Origin of the sequence: Sphingomonas sanguinis NBRC 13937, from assembly GCF_001591005.1 — a bacterium.
Classification (GTDB): Bacteria; Pseudomonadota; Alphaproteobacteria; order Sphingomonadales; family Sphingomonadaceae; genus Sphingomonas; species Sphingomonas sanguinis.
The window spans coordinates 52,862-68,325 of sequence record NZ_BCTY01000002.1 but is presented as its reverse complement, the minus strand read 5'-3'; the positions used below and the strand labels follow the sequence as shown (position 1 = coordinate 68,325).

Below are 15,464 nucleotides of genomic sequence, written 5' to 3'. Positions count from 1 at the left end.
TGCTCTGCCGGAGCAAAGGATTTGTGCGTTGGATGCAAAGCTTGCCGGACAAGAGGACCGCGCCCGGTCGCTCGCCCTGTTCGCGAGCGTCGTGGAGGCGGGCAGCTTTTCCGCCGCCGGACGGACGCTGGGGCTGACGCCGTCGGCGGTGGCGCGGGCGGTCGATCGGATCGAGGCGCGGCTGGGCGTGCGATTGTTGCTGCGGTCGACGCGCGCGCTGACGCTGACCGCCGAGGGGCAGGCCTATCTGCTCGCCGCGCGGCGTATCCTCGCCGATCTCGATGATGCCGAGCAGCAGATTGCCGACCAGGGCGCGCCGCGCGGGCGGCTGCGGATCAATGCGGCGCTGTCACACGGACGGCTGTGCGTGGTACCGCTGCTCGGCGATTTCGCGCGGGCCTATCCGCATATCCTGATCGACATGGCGCTGACCGACACGCTGGTCGATATCGCGGGCGGACAGGCCGATGTCGCGATCCGCTTCGGCCCGCTCGCCGATAGTGGGCTGACCGCGCGTAAGCTGGGGGAGTCCGGCCGGGTGATCGTCGCCTCGCCAGACTATCTGGCGCGGGCGGGCACGCCGCGGGTGCCGGAGGACCTGCACGCCCATAACTGCCTCAGCTTCAACTTCCGCCGCGCCGAGCCGATCTGGCCGTTCCGCCGCGATGGCCGGGACTTCGCGCTGAGCATCGAGGGCGGGATTGTCGCCAATAATGGCGAGACGCTGGGGCAGCTCGCAGTGGCCGGGGTCGGCATCACCCGCGTCGGCCGCTTCAGCGTCGCGACCGACATCGCCGAAGGACGGCTGGTGCCGCTGCTGGAGGAGTATAATCCGGGCGATGTCGAGCTGATCCATGCCGTATTCGTCGGCGGCTCGACGACGCCTGCGCGGGTGCGCGTGTTCGTCGACTTCCTGGTCGAAAGGCTCGCGGGCCGACCGGCGTAGCGACGCCAAGGTCAGGGGTCGAGAGGGTCCGCCGGGTCGATGAACAGCCCGGTTCGGCGGGGCAGGATCTCGACCTCATTGGGCGAGCGTTGCGCCTTGATTTCGGCGGGTTGGTAGCCGAGCTCGCGCTGGTTACGCTCGGCGAAGGCGGGCCCGGCGATATAGCTGGCCTGCCCGACATCGGTGACGACCAGCGCCGGTTTCGATGGTGCGTTCATGGCCGCGAGAAGGCGGGCCGCGTTGCGCACATTGGTGGTCGTGTGCCGGGCATAGGGATCGACCACCAACGCCTCGGCGGGCACGCCGTAGCGTTCGATCAGCGCGCGCCGCATCTCGATCGCCTCGAAGAAGCGCGTGCCGCGCGGATGGACGGCCGATCCGCTCAGGATGATGAAGGGCGCGAAACCTGCGTGATAGCGGGCGGCGGCCATATGGACGTTGAGCTTGCCCGCCGCGCTGAGCGGGGTGGTCAGATCGTCGGGACCGATGCCGGGCACGATGATCGCGCTGTACCTGTAGCGCGACCAGGCGACCGTTTGGGCGTGACGAAAGGCGGCGGCGTTCTCCTGGGCCGCCAGCGGGCCGAAGCGCACGGCCTCCAGCCGATCGGCCGAGTCCAGCAGGGTGAGGGCCAGCGCGATGCCCGGATCATGGGCCGAGTCCGCTTCCCCCCGCAGCGCATCGGCGGAGGCGAGGGCGGTGGCGACCAGAGCCGTCAGGGCCGAACCGGTAACGCCCGGACCGTCGATCAGCGGATAGGCGGGGGCCACCCCCTGGGCATAGACGGCGATGACCTTGTTCAGCCCGGCCAGTTCGCGCCGGATCGCGGCCCCGTCGCCCTGCGTCGCCAACCGCGCGATATCCGCATCCGACCAGCGTGCGGCCTCAATCCGGCAGCCGATATCGCCCTTGCACGCGGCATCACGCTCGGCGCGTTCGGCCAGCAGCGCTCGGGTAGCTGGGGCCGCCATCACGGCGGTGACGGTCGGGAAAAGCTGACGCTGCAACGTGGCCAGCACCCGGTCATCGGCGGTCGCGGTAGCCGATGGCACGGTGCTGGCCATGCCGGGCGCCGGGCTGGCGAGAAGGAACGGCACGAGGAGGGCGATACGCTTCATGGTCATTCGATCTCCCGGGGTATCAGCGTGTCGCGCGGCAGGGGCTGGTCACGGCATCGCACCGCCACCCGCCGGCAAAGGGCGCGAGATGATAGTCGGTCCCATGAACATTGGGCGTCGTCAAATAGTCCGTGGACACGATTTGCGCGCCAGAGGCCAGCGCCGCTTCGCGCCGGGCGGGATCGTTGCGCCGGGCATCGGCGGTGTCGATATCGGCGCGGGTGCGCACCAGATAGCCCTTGGCGACGGCGGCGCGGATATCGGCCTGGCGGGTGAGGGCATTGTCGAAGAGCAGGAAGGCGGTGTGCGCCATGCCCGGCTTGCCCTGCACAAAGGCCATGCGCCCCTCCAGCGAGCGATGCCCGTCGAGATAAGGGGCGAAGGCGGCGAAGTTCATTCCCGGCACCAGGAACAGGAACACGAACTTGCCGCGCGCCTGCGCCAAGGTGGGCCAGCGCTTGGCCAGCACGGCGGCTTCCAGCGTCGGCATTGTGCCACGCACGTCGTCGGGCATCACCACCCGTTCGCGCCCGATGATCTCGGCGATCGAGCGGTCGACCTCGGCAAAAGCGTCGGCGTCGAAGGGCGCGACGCTGTGCTCGCCCGCGCCGCTGAGCTTGGGCTCGAGCAGCACGAAGACCGGGCTGTGGCCCGGCGTCGCATCCGACCATTGGCGCAGCAGCGTCAGGCAGGAGCGGAAGGTCGGGCACTGGCTGCGAAAATCGAGATCGGCGACGTGGAAGACCTTCAGCCCCGGCTCGCGCAATGCGTCGCGGTCGATGGTTTTCAGGTCCTTCTCGCCACGTGCGGCGAGAGCGCGATAGGGCGCTGGATCGGCATAGAGGCCGCCCTTGGGGTCGGGCTGCAGGTCGAGCTCGACGCTGCGCACGCCGCTGGCGAGCTGGGCCTCCAGCGGCATCTGGATATAGCCGAATGCATCCATCGGATCGGCGAGGCCGCCGGGATGCTCGTCGGCCAGCGCGGCACGCTGCTCGGCCGAGAGATTGGCGGGGGGCTGCGCGAATTGGGCACGAATGCGTGGTGCCATCATCGCCATCACGCGCGGGTCGGCGGGCAGGGCGTAGCTGTTGTGCGTGCCGACGACCTGGATCTGGTTCAGCTTCAATGCCTCGTCGGCCGGGCGCGGGCCGGACTGGGCCAGGGCTCCCGCCGCCAGTGCTATGGCACCGACGGCGAGGATCAGGCGTCCGGTCACCACGAGCGGCTCACGACCAGGCGGAAGTTGCGACCAAAGACGGGGCGCCCATAGATGGCGGTGGCGTTACCCTGGCCGGTCAGCGAGTCGGTGCGAGTATTGCCCTCGGTCAGGCCGTGCGCGTTGGTCAGATTGTCACCGACCACCTGCACCAGCCACGGCCCGTTCGTCACCATCATCCCTGCGCCGAAGCTGCCAAAGGCGGGCAGGGCGGTCTGGTTGAAGAAGTCGGTGTAGCGCTGGCTGGTATATTCATAGCTGCCGTAGAGCGAGGCGTGGGTCGTGCCGATGTCGAAATCGACGGTCGGACGCACATGGCCATAAAGCTTGGGCTCGCGGATGATCTGCTTGCCGTTCACCGCGCTGGGGTCCGCGCCGACATTGTTGACCAGGTTCTTGTACTGCGGATCGCCGACCGTGACCGACCCGGCGAGCGAGAAGGTGCGGCCGAAGGCCAGACGGCCGTCCGCCTCGATACCCTTGGTCACGGCCGTGCCGATGAAGGTCACCGGCTGGTCGTTGCGGCCGGTCACCGGGTTATAGGCGGTGAAGCTGGCGTTGAGCGGATCGAACTTGGTGTAGAAGCCGGTCAGGTACAGGTACGAACCGCCCGACACCGCCTTCAGACCGACCTCATATTGCCGCGCCTTGGACGCGATGGCGACCGGCACGGTGCTGAGCACCGTGGTCGAGCTCGTCGGGATTTCCAACTGCGAGATGCGGGCATAGGCGCCGAAATGACGCGTCAGGTCGTAATTGACGCCCGCGGTCCAGTTGGTCGCCTGCGGCGTATAGCGGTTGCGGATCGCCGAGCCGGTGAAGGCGCGAGTGTTGTTGTCGGCCAGCGTCGTCGGGTCGCCCAGATTGGCGCTCGTGGTCAGCGCCGCATAACCCGCATAGCCATACCATTCATGGCGAATGCCCGCATCGACGCGCAGTCGGTCGGTCACGTCCCACGTATCATTCAAATAGAGCGCGGCCATACGCGCATCGACATTGCCGCGATTGAGCGTGGTCGTATCGCGCAGGACACCGTTCTGCGTCACGCTGCCGACGATCGCGCCGTTCGCGTTATAGGCGAAGAGGTCCAGCGTCCGGGGCTTGCCGCGCACCTCGATCAGATAATCCTGATAGGCCTGAAGGACGCTCTGGCCCCAGAGCGAACCGTACAGGCCCGCCTTCACGTCGTGACGGCCGATGGGCGTGTCGAACTGGCGTGTGACGCTCAGGTCGGCCTGGCCCGAATAGAAGTTCGATTCGACCGCACGGTACTGACCCGACATGACCAGGCCCGACGCGCCGTACGGATCGTAGGTGGTCGCGCCGTTCGTGCCTGCAATGGAATAGCCCATCCGCGTAACCGACGGGCCGAAGGCGGTACGCGCGGCGTTCAGATAGCTGGCGGCGAAGGTGTTGCCGTCGACCGGATTGGTCGTCGAGTAAAAGGCGTCGAAGCTGTTCTTGCCGATGGTCACGCCCGACTTCAGCGAGACGGTCCAGTCGTCGAACTCCGCCTGATAGGTGAAGGCGAGGTTGCCGAAGCGGATATAGCGGCCATTGGCGAGATCGCGGTGCAGCGTGGTCAGTCCACCGCCCGCATTCTGGAAGGTGATCGCCACGTTGCGCAGCGCGGGCGAGTTCATCGTGCCCGTGAAATAGTCGATATAGGGGTTGAGCGAGACCGACGGGTTGCGGGGGTCGTTGGTCGGGATCGGCAGGTAGAAGACATTGTGGTCGTCGACGAACTGCGCGCTCAGCTTGAAGAAACCATTGGAGAAGTCATGCTTGATGTTCGCGCGGATCTGGCCGCCGCGATCATTGGGGAAGCCGTTGTCGCGATAGCCGTCGTGATAGCGGACGAAGCCGCCGACCGCATAATAGGTGTTCTCGCCCAGCGGCCCGGCCTGATAGGTGTCGAAGCGATAGAGGCCGGTATCGCCCAGCGTCAGCTGCGCACGGCCACGCGTGGTGGCGGTGCCGGTGACTGTGATGTTGTTGACGATGGCGGCGGCGTCGCTGGCGTAGATGGGCGCCGGGCCGCCGCGCACCACTTCCATCCGCTCCGTCATCAGGTCGTAGCGGTTCATGCCTTCGCCGGCATTAAAGAAGAAGCCGTCGATTTCCTGATAGAGCGGCAGGCCGTCCTGCTGGAAATACAGATAGCCGCGATCGGTCGGAATGCCGCGCACTCGGGTGATGTTCTGAACCTCGCCGCCGGTCGCCTCGACCTGGATGCCCGGCACGTTGCCCAAGAGATCGGCGGTGTTCAGCGGCGCGATCTTCTGGATGTCGGTCTGCGACAGGCTGTTGACCGCATAGGCGACGTCGAAGCGACGCTCGGCACGGGCCGAGCCGGTGACGACGATGTCGCCGCTTTGCTCGGCGGGCATGTCGCCGGTTTCGGCGGTAGTGGCGGCCGAGGCCTGGGTCGCCTGTTGCGCCTGGACGGGCGTGGCGGCCAGAGCGCTGAGCGCGACAAGGCCTGCGGTGGTCAGAAGATGCTGCTTGGTCATGGAAAGCCCCCGGATGAGATGGCGGGCCTTTCGCTGCGCTTTGTGACGAATTTTATTATTTCTGCAAAAATAAATAAAAGCGTCGCGAACGGCCGATAGGTGCGGGCGGGTGAGGACGAATTTCCAACTCGACCGGGCGCAGCAGCGCGTCGTGCACTCGCTATGGGTCAAGGGCGCGGCGTCGCGCCTGGACCTGGCGCGCAACCTGGGGTTCAGCCCGGCGGCGATGACCGCGATGGCGCGCGACCTGATGGCGGTGGGGCTGGTCGAGGAGGCGGAGAGCCTGCGCTCGCCCGCGCGTGGTCGCCCGTCGGTGCCGCTGCAGATCGCGCGCGATGCGGGCTACGCGATCGGTGCAGCACCTCATCACGGCGCGGTCGACGTGACGCTGGTCGACTTTCATGGCTCGCCCATCGCCTCGGTGCGGGAAGCGTTCGAGGATACGGGTCCCGAGGTCTTCGCCCGGCAGGTCCGGCGGATCGTGCACGAGCTGGTCGAGCGTCATCACCTGCTCGGGCGGCGGCTGATCGGGTGCGGGGTCGGCGTGCCGGGGCCCAAGGCGGTAACCGATCGCCGCCATTGGCTGACCGTGCCCAACCTGCCGACCTGGCGGGACATCGATTTGCAGGCGGTGATCGGCGATGCGCTGGCGCTGCCGGTATGGATCGAGAACGACGCCAATGCCGCCGCCCTGGCCGATTTCTATCTGGCCGGGGTGGCGCAGCGGTGCCGCTCGGCACTGGTCATCCTGTTCGGCCACGGCATTGGGGCGGGCGTGATCGAGAATGGGCGGCTCGCCAAGGGGCAGAACGGCAATGTCGGCGAGATCGGCCTGTTATTTCCCAGCGACCGTCCCCGTCCCAGCACCGTCGACCTGCTGCGATGCCTGCGCGCGGCCGGGCATGAGGTACGATCGGCGGACGACGTTGCCCCCCTGATCGCCGCCGATAACGAGACGGTGGCGAGCTGGACCCGGCGCGCGGCGGCTCAGCTCGATCCGGTCATCAGCAACGCGCTGGCCTGGTTCGATCCGGGCGAGATCATCCTCTCCGGCCCCTTGCCCCAGCCGATCCGCGAGCAACTCGCGCTGCTGCTGTCGGACCGGCCCTGGTATGACGAACTGGGCCGCCCGGCGATCCGGGCGTCGGCAATCGGGGAGAAGGCGACGGTGCTGGGGGCCGCGCTCCTGCCCATTCTGGCGAGCGCGGGCATTGCGGAGAGCTTCTCGGTCGCGGTCGATTAAGCGCCGCGCTCGATGCGGGTGAGGACCCGCCGCTCGGCCCCCAGCGCGTCGGCGATCAGTGCGATGCCCCGGTCCAGATCGTGGCCCAGGCCACAGACGAAGATGTCGATCGCCGCATAGCCGGTCTCCGGCCAGGAATGGATCGTCATATGCGATTCCGCCAGCATCGCGACACCGGTAATCCCTTGGCCCTCGCCAAAGGGGTGGAGGTGCAGTCCGATGAGCGTCGCGCCGATCGCGCGGACGGCGGCGCGCAGCGTGTCTTCGATCAGCGCCATGTCGTCCAAGCCCCGACAGCCATACAGGTCGGCGATCAGGTGGGTGCCGGCCTGGTTCATACTTGGCTACCCCGGATCGACGTGAGCGCCTGTTCGGCGGCTTCCGCGCCGTGGTGATGCGCTTCCTCGAAGATCGAGAACCCGCTCAGGTCAGAATGGGCGAAGAACAGGGGCGGCTGCGGCTGGGCGGCGTGGCGACGCGCGTCGCCCCAGATGAAGCCGGGTTCGGGCCGGATCATCGCATGGCCCCAGCGCCAGACATCGATCCGCCGGATCGCGCCGTCCAGATCGGGATTGGTCGCCAGCAGGTCGTCTCGCACGATGTCCTGCCACGCGGCGAGCGGCCGTTCGAGCATCAGCCTGCGGGCGGAGGCGGGCGTCATGCGCGACAACGGCATGTACCAGGTCAGCACGGTCGCGCCGGGGGCCGTCGCCAACGACTGATGTGTCGCCACGACATAGCCGAGCGACTCGCTGGTCGCCGACACATTGTCCCAGGCCAGGTCGAAACCCGGACCTTCCGGTGGCCGGTCGACGGTGACATTGGCGACGATCCACGGCGCATAGCGAAAGCCGGTCGCATCCACGCCCTTCACCAGCCGGGCCGTCACGAAGCGCGGCGTCGCCAGGATCGCGGCGCGCGCGTGCAGCCGGGTCGAGTGGCCGCTGGCCACGTCATGGCTGTCGACCACCACCCCGTCGCCCTGACGCTCTACTCGCCAGGCGATGCGTCCGGTCTCGATCGACCCGCGCACGCGCGCCGCCATGGCGCGGGCCAGATGCGCATTCCCCTCGGGCCAGGTGAGCACCAGGTCGCCATCGACATTGGCGGCGGCCCCGCGTCGGCTGGCAAAATAATGAATGCCCGCCCAGGCCGAGACCTGATCGGGCTCGGTGCCGTAATCGTCGCGACAGGCATAGCGGATATAATCGCGCAGCATGCGCGAGCGCCATCCCTGCCGGTCCAGCCACTGGGTCATGCTGATCCGGTCGAGCGCCGTCAGGTCGTCGGCGGTCGAACTCAGCGCCATAGGGATGGCGAAGGCAGGCCTGCCATCGTCGCGACGGTCGCGAAACGCCTTCATCGCGGCGAAAAAGGCGGCGATGTCGCGGCGGTCCTCGGGGCTGAGGGCGGTGCCGGGCACCAGCCCCTCATGCCAGCGGCCCAGGCGCAGCAGCCGTTCCTCGGGCGCGGAGACCACTTGATAGGGGTCGAAGACCGGCTTGCCATCCTGCCAGCCGGTGATGATGCCCAGCCGCTCCAGCAGCGCGATGACGCGTGTCGCTTCCGGGTTGGGAATGGGCAGGTAATGCGCGCCGAGCGGATAAGCGGAGACGCTATTGCGTCCGCCACGGGCATTGCCGCCGGTTTCGTCCTCCAATTCGAGCAGGCGAAACGCGACTCCCGCGTCGGCCAGCGTCCAGGCCGCCGACAGTCCGGCGATGCCGCCGCCGATGATCGCGATATCGGTATGCTGCTCGCTGGAAGGCTCGGGGAAACCGCCATCGCGCAGCCGGTGGCCGCGCGCCAGATCGGCCCCGCCCAGCTCCCCGGCCATGGCCGGATGCGTGCACCCGTCGAGCAACCCGGCGACGGCCGCCCCGGCAATCAGCGTGCGGCGGGTCAGCCTCATCCCTCGACCTTCGCCCATTCTTCCTCGAACCGGCGGACCAGCACCTGATTGTCCAGCCGGTTCACGCTGACCGGCCGTCGCGCCATGTCGCGCGGAAAGGCGAAGGCGAGCCGCTCGGTCGTCGGATCGAGGAAGCGCAGGCCCGCGGGTAGGGGCCCCGCCGCCGGAAGCGCGCCCAAGCCCGCCAGCACGAAACCCCATTCGCCAAAGCTCGGCACATAGACGTGATAGCCGCGCGTCGTGAAGCCCGCCGCCTCCATGGTCGTCGCCACCGTCCAGAAGGCCTGCGGTGCGACGAGCGGCGAGGTGCTCTGCACGCTCACCACCGCGCCGGGGCTCAGCGCGCGCGCCAGCTCGCGGTAGAGGCTGACCGTGTAGAGCTTACCCAGCGAGAAATTGGTCGGATCGGGAAAATCGACGATCGCCGCATCGAAACTCCGCCGATTGTCGCGCAGCCAGCGAAAGGCATCCGCATTGACGACATGGACCTTTGGCGAGGAAAAGGCATGGGCGTTGAGCGTCGACAGCATGGCGCTGTTGCGGAACAGCGCGATCATGGCGGGGTCCAGGTCGACCAGCGTCACCGACCGGACGCCGGGATATTTCAGGATCTCGCGCACCGCCAGCCCGTCGCCACCGCCCAGCACCAACACGTCACGCAAGGCTGCCACCCGGCTGAGTGCGGGATGGACCAGCGCCTCGTGATACCGATATTCGTCGCGGGACGAGAATTGCAGGTTGCCGCTGAGGAACAGGCGCAGATCATCGCGCCGCTTGGTGATGACGATCCGTTGATAGGGGGTGGAGGCGGCATATACGATGGGATCGCCATAGGCGGCGATCTCGGCGGTCTGCTGCAACCGTTCCGACCAGAGGAAACCGGCCAGCAGGGCGAGCGCGACGGCGATGGCCACCGCCAGTTCGCCGCGCAGCCGTCGCCCCGGCAGTCGCAGGATCAGCGCGATGGCGACCGCGACGTTGAACAGCCCGAACAGGAAACCGGTGCGGATCAGCCCCAGCTTGGGCACCAGCAGCAGCGGGAACAGCAACGAGGCCGCCAGCGCGCCGATATAGTCGAAAGTCAGCACGCGCGAGACGAGATCGCCGAACTCCAGCCGGTCCTTCAGGATGCGCATCAGCAGCGGGATTTCCAGGCCCACCAACGTGCCGATCGCCAGCACGATGCCATAAAGCGGCAGCCGGAAATCGGCCACGCGGTCGAACAGGAGGAACAGCAATGCCGCCGAGGAGCCGCCGATCACCGCGACCAATATCTCGACCCGGACAAACACCGCCAGTTCGTCGCGCCGGACATAGCGCGAGCACCACGATCCGATTCCCATCGCGAACAGATAGGTGCCGATAACGGTCGAGAATTGCGTGACGCTGTCGCCCAGCAGATAGCTGGCCAGCGTTCCCGCCAGCAGTTCATAGACCAGGCCGCAGGTCGCGACAACGAAGGCGGACAGCAACAGGGCCGCGCCCGCGCGCGGTGGCGGCACGGTTTGGGACATCGGATCAGCCGTGGATCGCGGCGCCGATGATGATCGCAATGGCGATGGCGATCGCCCCGCTGAAGATCGCGACCGCCTGGTTCCCGCGACAGATTTCGCCCCACAGATCGGCGGGCGTCAGTCGGTCCCAGATCCAGAAACCGACGGCGAAGATCAGGACGCCCAGCCCGGCATAGAGCAGGGTCGCGAGCAGCACGGTGGTGGACAGCATTCCTTGCTCCGTCATTTGTGGGTGGGTCCATGCGCGCCGCGAACGCCGCCCGCCGCCCGCGCGCCGCCGCCCGGATGGCTGTCGGCGAAGGGCGAATAGCTGCGCATCACGGCCAGCGTGAAGAGGGCGACGACGCCCAGGCAGAACAGGGCGTAGAGGATCGTGCTCAGCCGCATCAATCGTCTCCCTTGATCGGTGCGACCCGCCGCTGCTCGAACGCGAAGTGGAGGATCGCCAGCAGGCCCGGCCACAGCGACAGCGCGATCAGCGCCAGGATCATCGGCCCCGCAAACCTGCCGCCCGACGTCACCCGGATCGTGACCGGGACCGTCTGCCACGACACAGGCGGCGATTGCGCGCCGGTCCAGCCATGGACCGCGGCCTCGACCACCAGGTCATAGGTGCCGCCGGGAATGCTGGCATAGCTGGTGTTCGGCGAACGGTCCCCCTCGCTCCAGCTGCCGTCGGAGTCGGTGCCGCTATAGCGTTCGGCCAGGGCATAGGTGTCGAAACTGCGCTGGGTGCGCCGATCCACCAACGCATAATCCAGGTCGATCCAGCTGTTGGACAGCGTATCCGCGCGGGCGTCGACCGTGATCCGGTTATACGCGGCGGGCAGGGACAGGGTTGCGACCACCCGTTCGACAGGCGGAGCGTCCTGCGTCAGCTCCATCGTCTCGCTCAGGAGCGTCCGGCTCGGTTGGCCCAGGACTATCAGCACCGCGACCAGCGCCATTGCGGCGGCGGCGAAGACGAACACCGCCTCGCGCAGGGGCCGGAGATGGGGCGAGGGCTCGTGCGGTGACGGCGTGACCCCCGAGGGTCTTGGTCGGGGTTCCAGGCCGAACGCCGCTTCCGCCTCGCCGACGCTCAGCAGGGTCAGCAGCGTCCAGCTCCGCTCTTGCGCATTCTCCTCGCAGGTCAGCATCGCGCCGGAGCGAACATAGTCCGACACATGGACCTGCTCGCCCACCCTGACGCGCCAATAGAATTCGCCGACGACGAAGGTCACCGACGCCGCGTACCCGGCCCCGAAGCGGCGATAGCGCGCACCGTCCAGCTCGTACCCGTCGAACACCGTGTCCGGGGTGCGATCGATCAGCACGCCCAGGCTGAAGCAGCGGCCGTCATCGACCAGGAAGCGATAGCCGAGATATGGATTGAACAGCAGATATTCCTGCCAACCCTGATAGCCATCGGTCCGCTCGAGATAGCCGATCACCTCCCATTGTTCGCCGCGCAGTGTGCCCCGCGTGCCGAGCGCGATGGCGGGCTGGCGCATCGCCTGCTGCGCGGCGGTGATGACGCGCACATCGTCGGACGTCGCGTCGAGTGTGGTGCCGCAATGCTCGCAGACCACCGACACGCTCAACCCCGCCGCGCGCAACGCGATGGTGCCGCCGCAACGCGGGCAGGTGACGGCGCGCACCGTGTCGGTCATCGCCCCATCCTCACGCCGCGTAACCGGGCATCGGCCAGCCATCGAAGCGGCGCAGGCCGGTGGCGGCGATCTCGGCAAGCGTGACGTAGCGGCCGCTATAGAGGCTGGTCCCGCTGCCATCGCGCTGGATCGTGGCGCAGCGGCCGTCCGATGCGGCCAGGTCGACGCTCAGCGCCTTGCTGCCGCTCGGGGTCGATATCGGCAGTTCGCCCTCGCTGGCGACGCATTCGACATAGCGGACATCGGCGACAACATATGGCGTGCTGCCGATACGGGACTTCTCGCCGACCTCCGGCTCTCTGCCTTCCGCAACCTTGCGATAGGTGGCGTTCTGATCCGCGTCGCCGCTTGCGGGAGCGAACAGCATGTAGCGGCCCGCCGCTTCGCCCAGCCACCAGAAGCGGCCATCATCGGCGGCGGCGTACCATTCGTTCCACGCCCCGTCCGTCCAGCGCCAGCGGACACGGCCGACCAGCTCGAAACCATGGCCGTCGAACCGTCCCCGCACACCGAGTTGCAGCGGGCTGACGTCCTCGGGCACCGCCGCCACCTGACCGACGCGGCGCAGATCGTCGCCGTCGCGCACCAGCAGGCTGCGACAATAATCGCACACGCGCGTGGGCAGCGATGAGCGGAACGCGACGGGCGCGCCGCATTGGGGACAGGCAAATTCGGTCATGTCAGCCGATCTTGGCGAGCAACGCAGCCTTCTTGGCCTCGAACTCCGCCTGGCTCAGCGCGCCGGCGACATGCAGCTTGTGGAGCTTTTCGATCAGCGCGAACGGGTCTTCCACAGGCGCGGCGGCTGCCGGTGTGCCCAGGCCCGAGGCCATCGCCTGGCCAAGTGCGGCCCCGGCCGCCGCCCCCGCGCCGATCCCCCCCATGCCGCCGCCCTGGGCCGCGGCGGTGTCGATCGCGTCGGCGGTCTGGAAGCGGACATAGCGGTCGAGGTCGCCCACGACCCGCATCGCGCTCGCCTTGTCGAAATGCGCCTGCACTTCATCGGGCAGCGAGACGCTCTCGACGAAGAAGCTGGCGACCTCCAGACCCCACTGCGCAAAGGCAGGGGCGACGGCTTGGCGTAGCCGCTCCGACAGCGCCTGCTGGTTGCCTGCCAGATCGACAAAGGCGATCTCGGCGCGCCCGAGCTCGCTGGCGAGTGCCGTGGCGATCGCGCCGCGCAGTTGCGGCTCGACATCACCGACGCGGACATGCTCCAGCGTACCCATCACCGTTGCCTTGAACCGGGGCACATCGGCGATGCGGAACGAATAGCTGCCGAAGGTCCGTACCCGGATCGGCCCATAATCCTTGTCGCGCACCGTGATCGGTTGTGCCGTGCCCCATTTCAGCCCCCCATGTTCGCGCATGGTGAAGAAATAGAGGTCGGCCTTGAACGGCGAGACAAAGCCCTTGTCCCAGTTCATCAGCGCGGTCAGCACCGGCAGGTTGCCGGTCTCCAGCGTGTGTCGCCCCGGCTGGAACGCATCGGCGATCCGCCCTTCGTCATAGAAAAAGGCAAGTTGTCCGTCGCGCACGGTCAGCGATGCGCCGTTCTGGATCGCATGGTCGCGCATGGGATAACGAAGGGCGAGATCATCCGCTGCCTCGACCCAATCGATCACGTCGATGAACTGTTTGCTCAGAAAATCGAACAGACCCATGTGTACGCTACCCCCGTGGGTGGCACGCTAGCCGGTTGGACGACGAAAGCAATATCCGCCTCGACCCGGATGGCCAGGCGGCAACGGTGCTCGGCACGGACCAAAGGCGGGGTGACCGGTGCGTTACTTGGTTGATCGTGCTTGCAGTCCGTTGAGCGGTGGATGTGAACAGGCATAGCGTCGCTGCGGACAGAGACGGTCCAAATGTCGGTTGATACGTAATTCGCCGCCGACGAACCCATCATTAATCATCGGTCATTATAGCTGCGCCTGATCTATTCTTCGATCGACGCGAATAGCCCCGATCGAAAGCGGCGTTAGGGGGCATTATGACAGGTGTAAAAATGTGCTTCGGCGAAGCGTTGCGCTCGATCTGAGCCGTGACGGCACCAACGCGGAAGGCCAAGCCTTCGGACGCGCCGTAGCCTGAACGGCAGAGGCGGGGCCCGCCTGTTTCCGCTCGTATCTCTGCTCGCAATCGCCCCAGAGGAATGACGATGGCATCGCGTCGCTCCATCACCTGTATCGCCGCCTTGACCTTGGCGGCCTGGTCCTGCCCTGCGACGGCGCAGACGCGTTCCGAAGACGAGCCGGAGGCAGGGCCGCTGGCCTTGGATCTGATCTACAAGGCCGATCTGATCGCGGTCGGGGCGAGCAAGCGTGTGCGGGGCGTGCGCTATCTCGACAATCTCGACGCCGTCGCCACGCTCGATCTGGACCGAGCGACCCATTGGAAGGGTGCGAGTGCCTATGTCGGCATTCTCAGCAATGCCGGTGGGCGACCCAATGCTATCGCGGGCACCTTGCAAGGCGTCAACAATATCGAGGTCAACAGTCCCGACCTGCTTCTCTATCAGGCTTGGGTGCAGCAGCGTTTCGCCGGCGATCGTGCTTCCCTCCTGATCGGCAAATATGATCTGAACAGCGAATTCTATTACAATGCCGCTGCGTCCCAGTTGATAGCCCCAGCCTTTGGCATCGGGTCGGAACTGGCGGCGACCGGGCCCAATGGTCCGTCGATCTTTCCGCAGACCGACCTGGCGGTTCGGCTCCGGCTGGACGGCAAGCATCATTATGCCCAGGCAGCCATCGTCCGTGCGCCGCGCGGCACGACCGATCAGGGTGGGCGGCGCTCGGCGCTGTTCATTGCCGAACTCGGGGTGAAGGGGCGGACGGCGATCAGCGTCGGGGGGTGGACCTATAGCCATCGCCAGCCGCGCACCGTGCCACCGGGCGTAATCGTCACGGCCGATACCGCCGCCTCGCACGGTGTCTATGCGCTGGTCGAACGTGATCTTGTGGGGCAGGCGGACCGGCCTGGGCACTGGATCGGGTTCATGCGCGTGGGCTTTTCCGATGGCCTGACGACGCCGTTCGGCGACGGCCTGCAACTGGGCGTGGCGGGACATGCCATCCTGGCCGGGCGACGCGACTCCCATATCTCCATCGGCTTTGCGACCGCTGGCATCAGCACCGCCTATCGCCAGTCCAATCCGCCCGACGAAGCGCCGCTGGTGAAATCGGAGACCATGGTGGAACTGACCTATAGCGACCGGGTGGCGCCCTTCCTGACGCTTCAGCCCGATGTCCAATATGTCCACCGCCCATCGGGGCTGCGCGACGCCCCGGGGGTGCTCGTCGTCGGGCTGCGTGCGATCGTGGACTGGAAAGTGTTTTAGCGCCGCC

The 15,464-nt window shown here is 67.1% G+C and carries 14 protein-coding genes; 3 read left to right on the top strand and 11 right to left on the bottom strand.

What is annotated here, in order from left to right; genetic code table 11:
- The first annotated feature begins 28 nt into the window (after nucleotides 1-28).
- A complete protein-coding gene (locus SSA01S_RS01885; RefSeq protein WP_061778971.1) occupies nucleotides 29-946 on the top strand; it encodes a LysR family transcriptional regulator in 918 nt (305 codons plus the stop codon).
- Nucleotides 947-957: 11 nt separating this feature from the next.
- Here SSA01S_RS01885 and SSA01S_RS01880 read toward each other — a convergent pair whose 3' ends face one another.
- The 3 genes from SSA01S_RS01880 to SSA01S_RS01870 are packed head-to-tail and all read right to left on the bottom strand — an operon-like array spanning nucleotide 958 to nucleotide 5,793.
- On the bottom strand, nucleotides 958-2,064 hold the full coding sequence (locus SSA01S_RS01880; RefSeq protein ID WP_244885514.1) for a YdcF family protein: 1,107 nt from the start codon (nucleotides 2,062-2,064) through the stop codon (nucleotides 958-960).
- 22 nt (nucleotides 2,065-2,086) lie between these two features.
- Nucleotides 2,087-3,280, bottom strand: a complete 1,194-nt coding sequence (locus SSA01S_RS01875) for a Ca2+-dependent phosphoinositide-specific phospholipase C (RefSeq protein WP_244885513.1) — start codon at nucleotides 3,278-3,280, stop codon at nucleotides 2,087-2,089.
- Nucleotides 3,277-5,793 carry a TonB-dependent receptor gene (locus tag SSA01S_RS01870; RefSeq protein ID WP_061778969.1) on the bottom strand — a complete coding sequence of 839 codons (2,517 nt, stop codon included), beginning with the start codon at nucleotides 5,791-5,793 and terminating at the stop codon, nucleotides 3,277-3,279. The genes SSA01S_RS01875 and SSA01S_RS01870 overlap by 4 nt, the downstream gene beginning before the upstream one ends.
- Nucleotides 5,794-5,902: 109 nt before the next feature.
- Here SSA01S_RS01870 and SSA01S_RS01865 point away from each other — a divergent pair, with 109 nt between their 5' ends.
- Nucleotides 5,903-7,036 (top strand): ROK family transcriptional regulator, encoded by a 1,134-nt coding sequence (locus tag SSA01S_RS01865; RefSeq protein WP_061778968.1) that lies wholly within the window; start codon nucleotides 5,903-5,905, stop codon nucleotides 7,034-7,036.
- Here SSA01S_RS01865 and speD read toward each other — a convergent pair.
- From speD to SSA01S_RS01830, 8 genes are read right to left on the bottom strand one after another with little or no spacing between them, the layout of a single operon-like run.
- A complete protein-coding gene (speD, locus tag SSA01S_RS01860; RefSeq protein ID WP_061778967.1) occupies nucleotides 7,033-7,374 on the bottom strand; it encodes an adenosylmethionine decarboxylase in 342 nt (113 codons plus the stop codon). The genes SSA01S_RS01865 and speD overlap by 4 nt on opposite strands.
- Nucleotides 7,371-8,948, bottom strand: a complete 1,578-nt coding sequence (locus SSA01S_RS01855) for an FAD-dependent oxidoreductase (RefSeq protein ID WP_061778966.1) — start codon at nucleotides 8,946-8,948, stop codon at nucleotides 7,371-7,373. The genes speD and SSA01S_RS01855 overlap by 4 nt, the downstream gene beginning before the upstream one ends.
- Nucleotides 8,945-10,462 (bottom strand): polyamine aminopropyltransferase, encoded by a 1,518-nt coding sequence (locus tag SSA01S_RS01850; RefSeq protein ID WP_061778965.1) that lies wholly within the window; start codon nucleotides 10,460-10,462, stop codon nucleotides 8,945-8,947. The genes SSA01S_RS01855 and SSA01S_RS01850 overlap by 4 nt, the downstream gene beginning before the upstream one ends.
- 4 nt (nucleotides 10,463-10,466) lie before the next feature.
- On the bottom strand, nucleotides 10,467-10,673 hold the full coding sequence (locus SSA01S_RS01845) for a DUF350 domain-containing protein (protein WP_058716632.1): 207 nt from the start codon (nucleotides 10,671-10,673) through the stop codon (nucleotides 10,467-10,469).
- 11 nt (nucleotides 10,674-10,684) lie between these two features.
- Nucleotides 10,685-10,849 carry a hypothetical protein gene (locus SSA01S_RS19755; protein WP_167348880.1) on the bottom strand — a complete coding sequence of 55 codons (165 nt, stop codon included), beginning with the start codon at nucleotides 10,847-10,849 and terminating at the stop codon, nucleotides 10,685-10,687.
- Nucleotides 10,849-12,114 (bottom strand): DUF4178 domain-containing protein, encoded by a 1,266-nt coding sequence (locus SSA01S_RS01840; RefSeq protein ID WP_061778964.1) that lies wholly within the window; start codon nucleotides 12,112-12,114, stop codon nucleotides 10,849-10,851. The genes SSA01S_RS19755 and SSA01S_RS01840 overlap by 1 nt, the downstream gene beginning before the upstream one ends.
- Before the next feature lie 10 nt (nucleotides 12,115-12,124).
- Nucleotides 12,125-12,793, bottom strand: a complete 669-nt coding sequence (locus tag SSA01S_RS01835) for a DUF4178 domain-containing protein (RefSeq protein ID WP_061778963.1) — start codon at nucleotides 12,791-12,793, stop codon at nucleotides 12,125-12,127.
- 1 nt (nucleotide 12,794) lies between these two features.
- The gene (locus SSA01S_RS01830) at nucleotides 12,795-13,778 is read right to left on the bottom strand and encodes an SPFH domain-containing protein (protein ID WP_061778962.1); all 984 of its coding nucleotides are present in this window, start codon (nucleotides 13,776-13,778) and stop codon (nucleotides 12,795-12,797) included.
- 497 nt (nucleotides 13,779-14,275) lie between these two features.
- Between SSA01S_RS01830 and SSA01S_RS01825 the strand changes: the two genes are divergently transcribed.
- Nucleotides 14,276-15,457, top strand: coding sequence for a carbohydrate porin (locus SSA01S_RS01825; RefSeq protein ID WP_167348879.1), 1,182 nt, complete (start codon nucleotides 14,276-14,278; stop codon nucleotides 15,455-15,457).
- Nucleotides 15,458-15,464 lie beyond the last annotated feature (7 nt).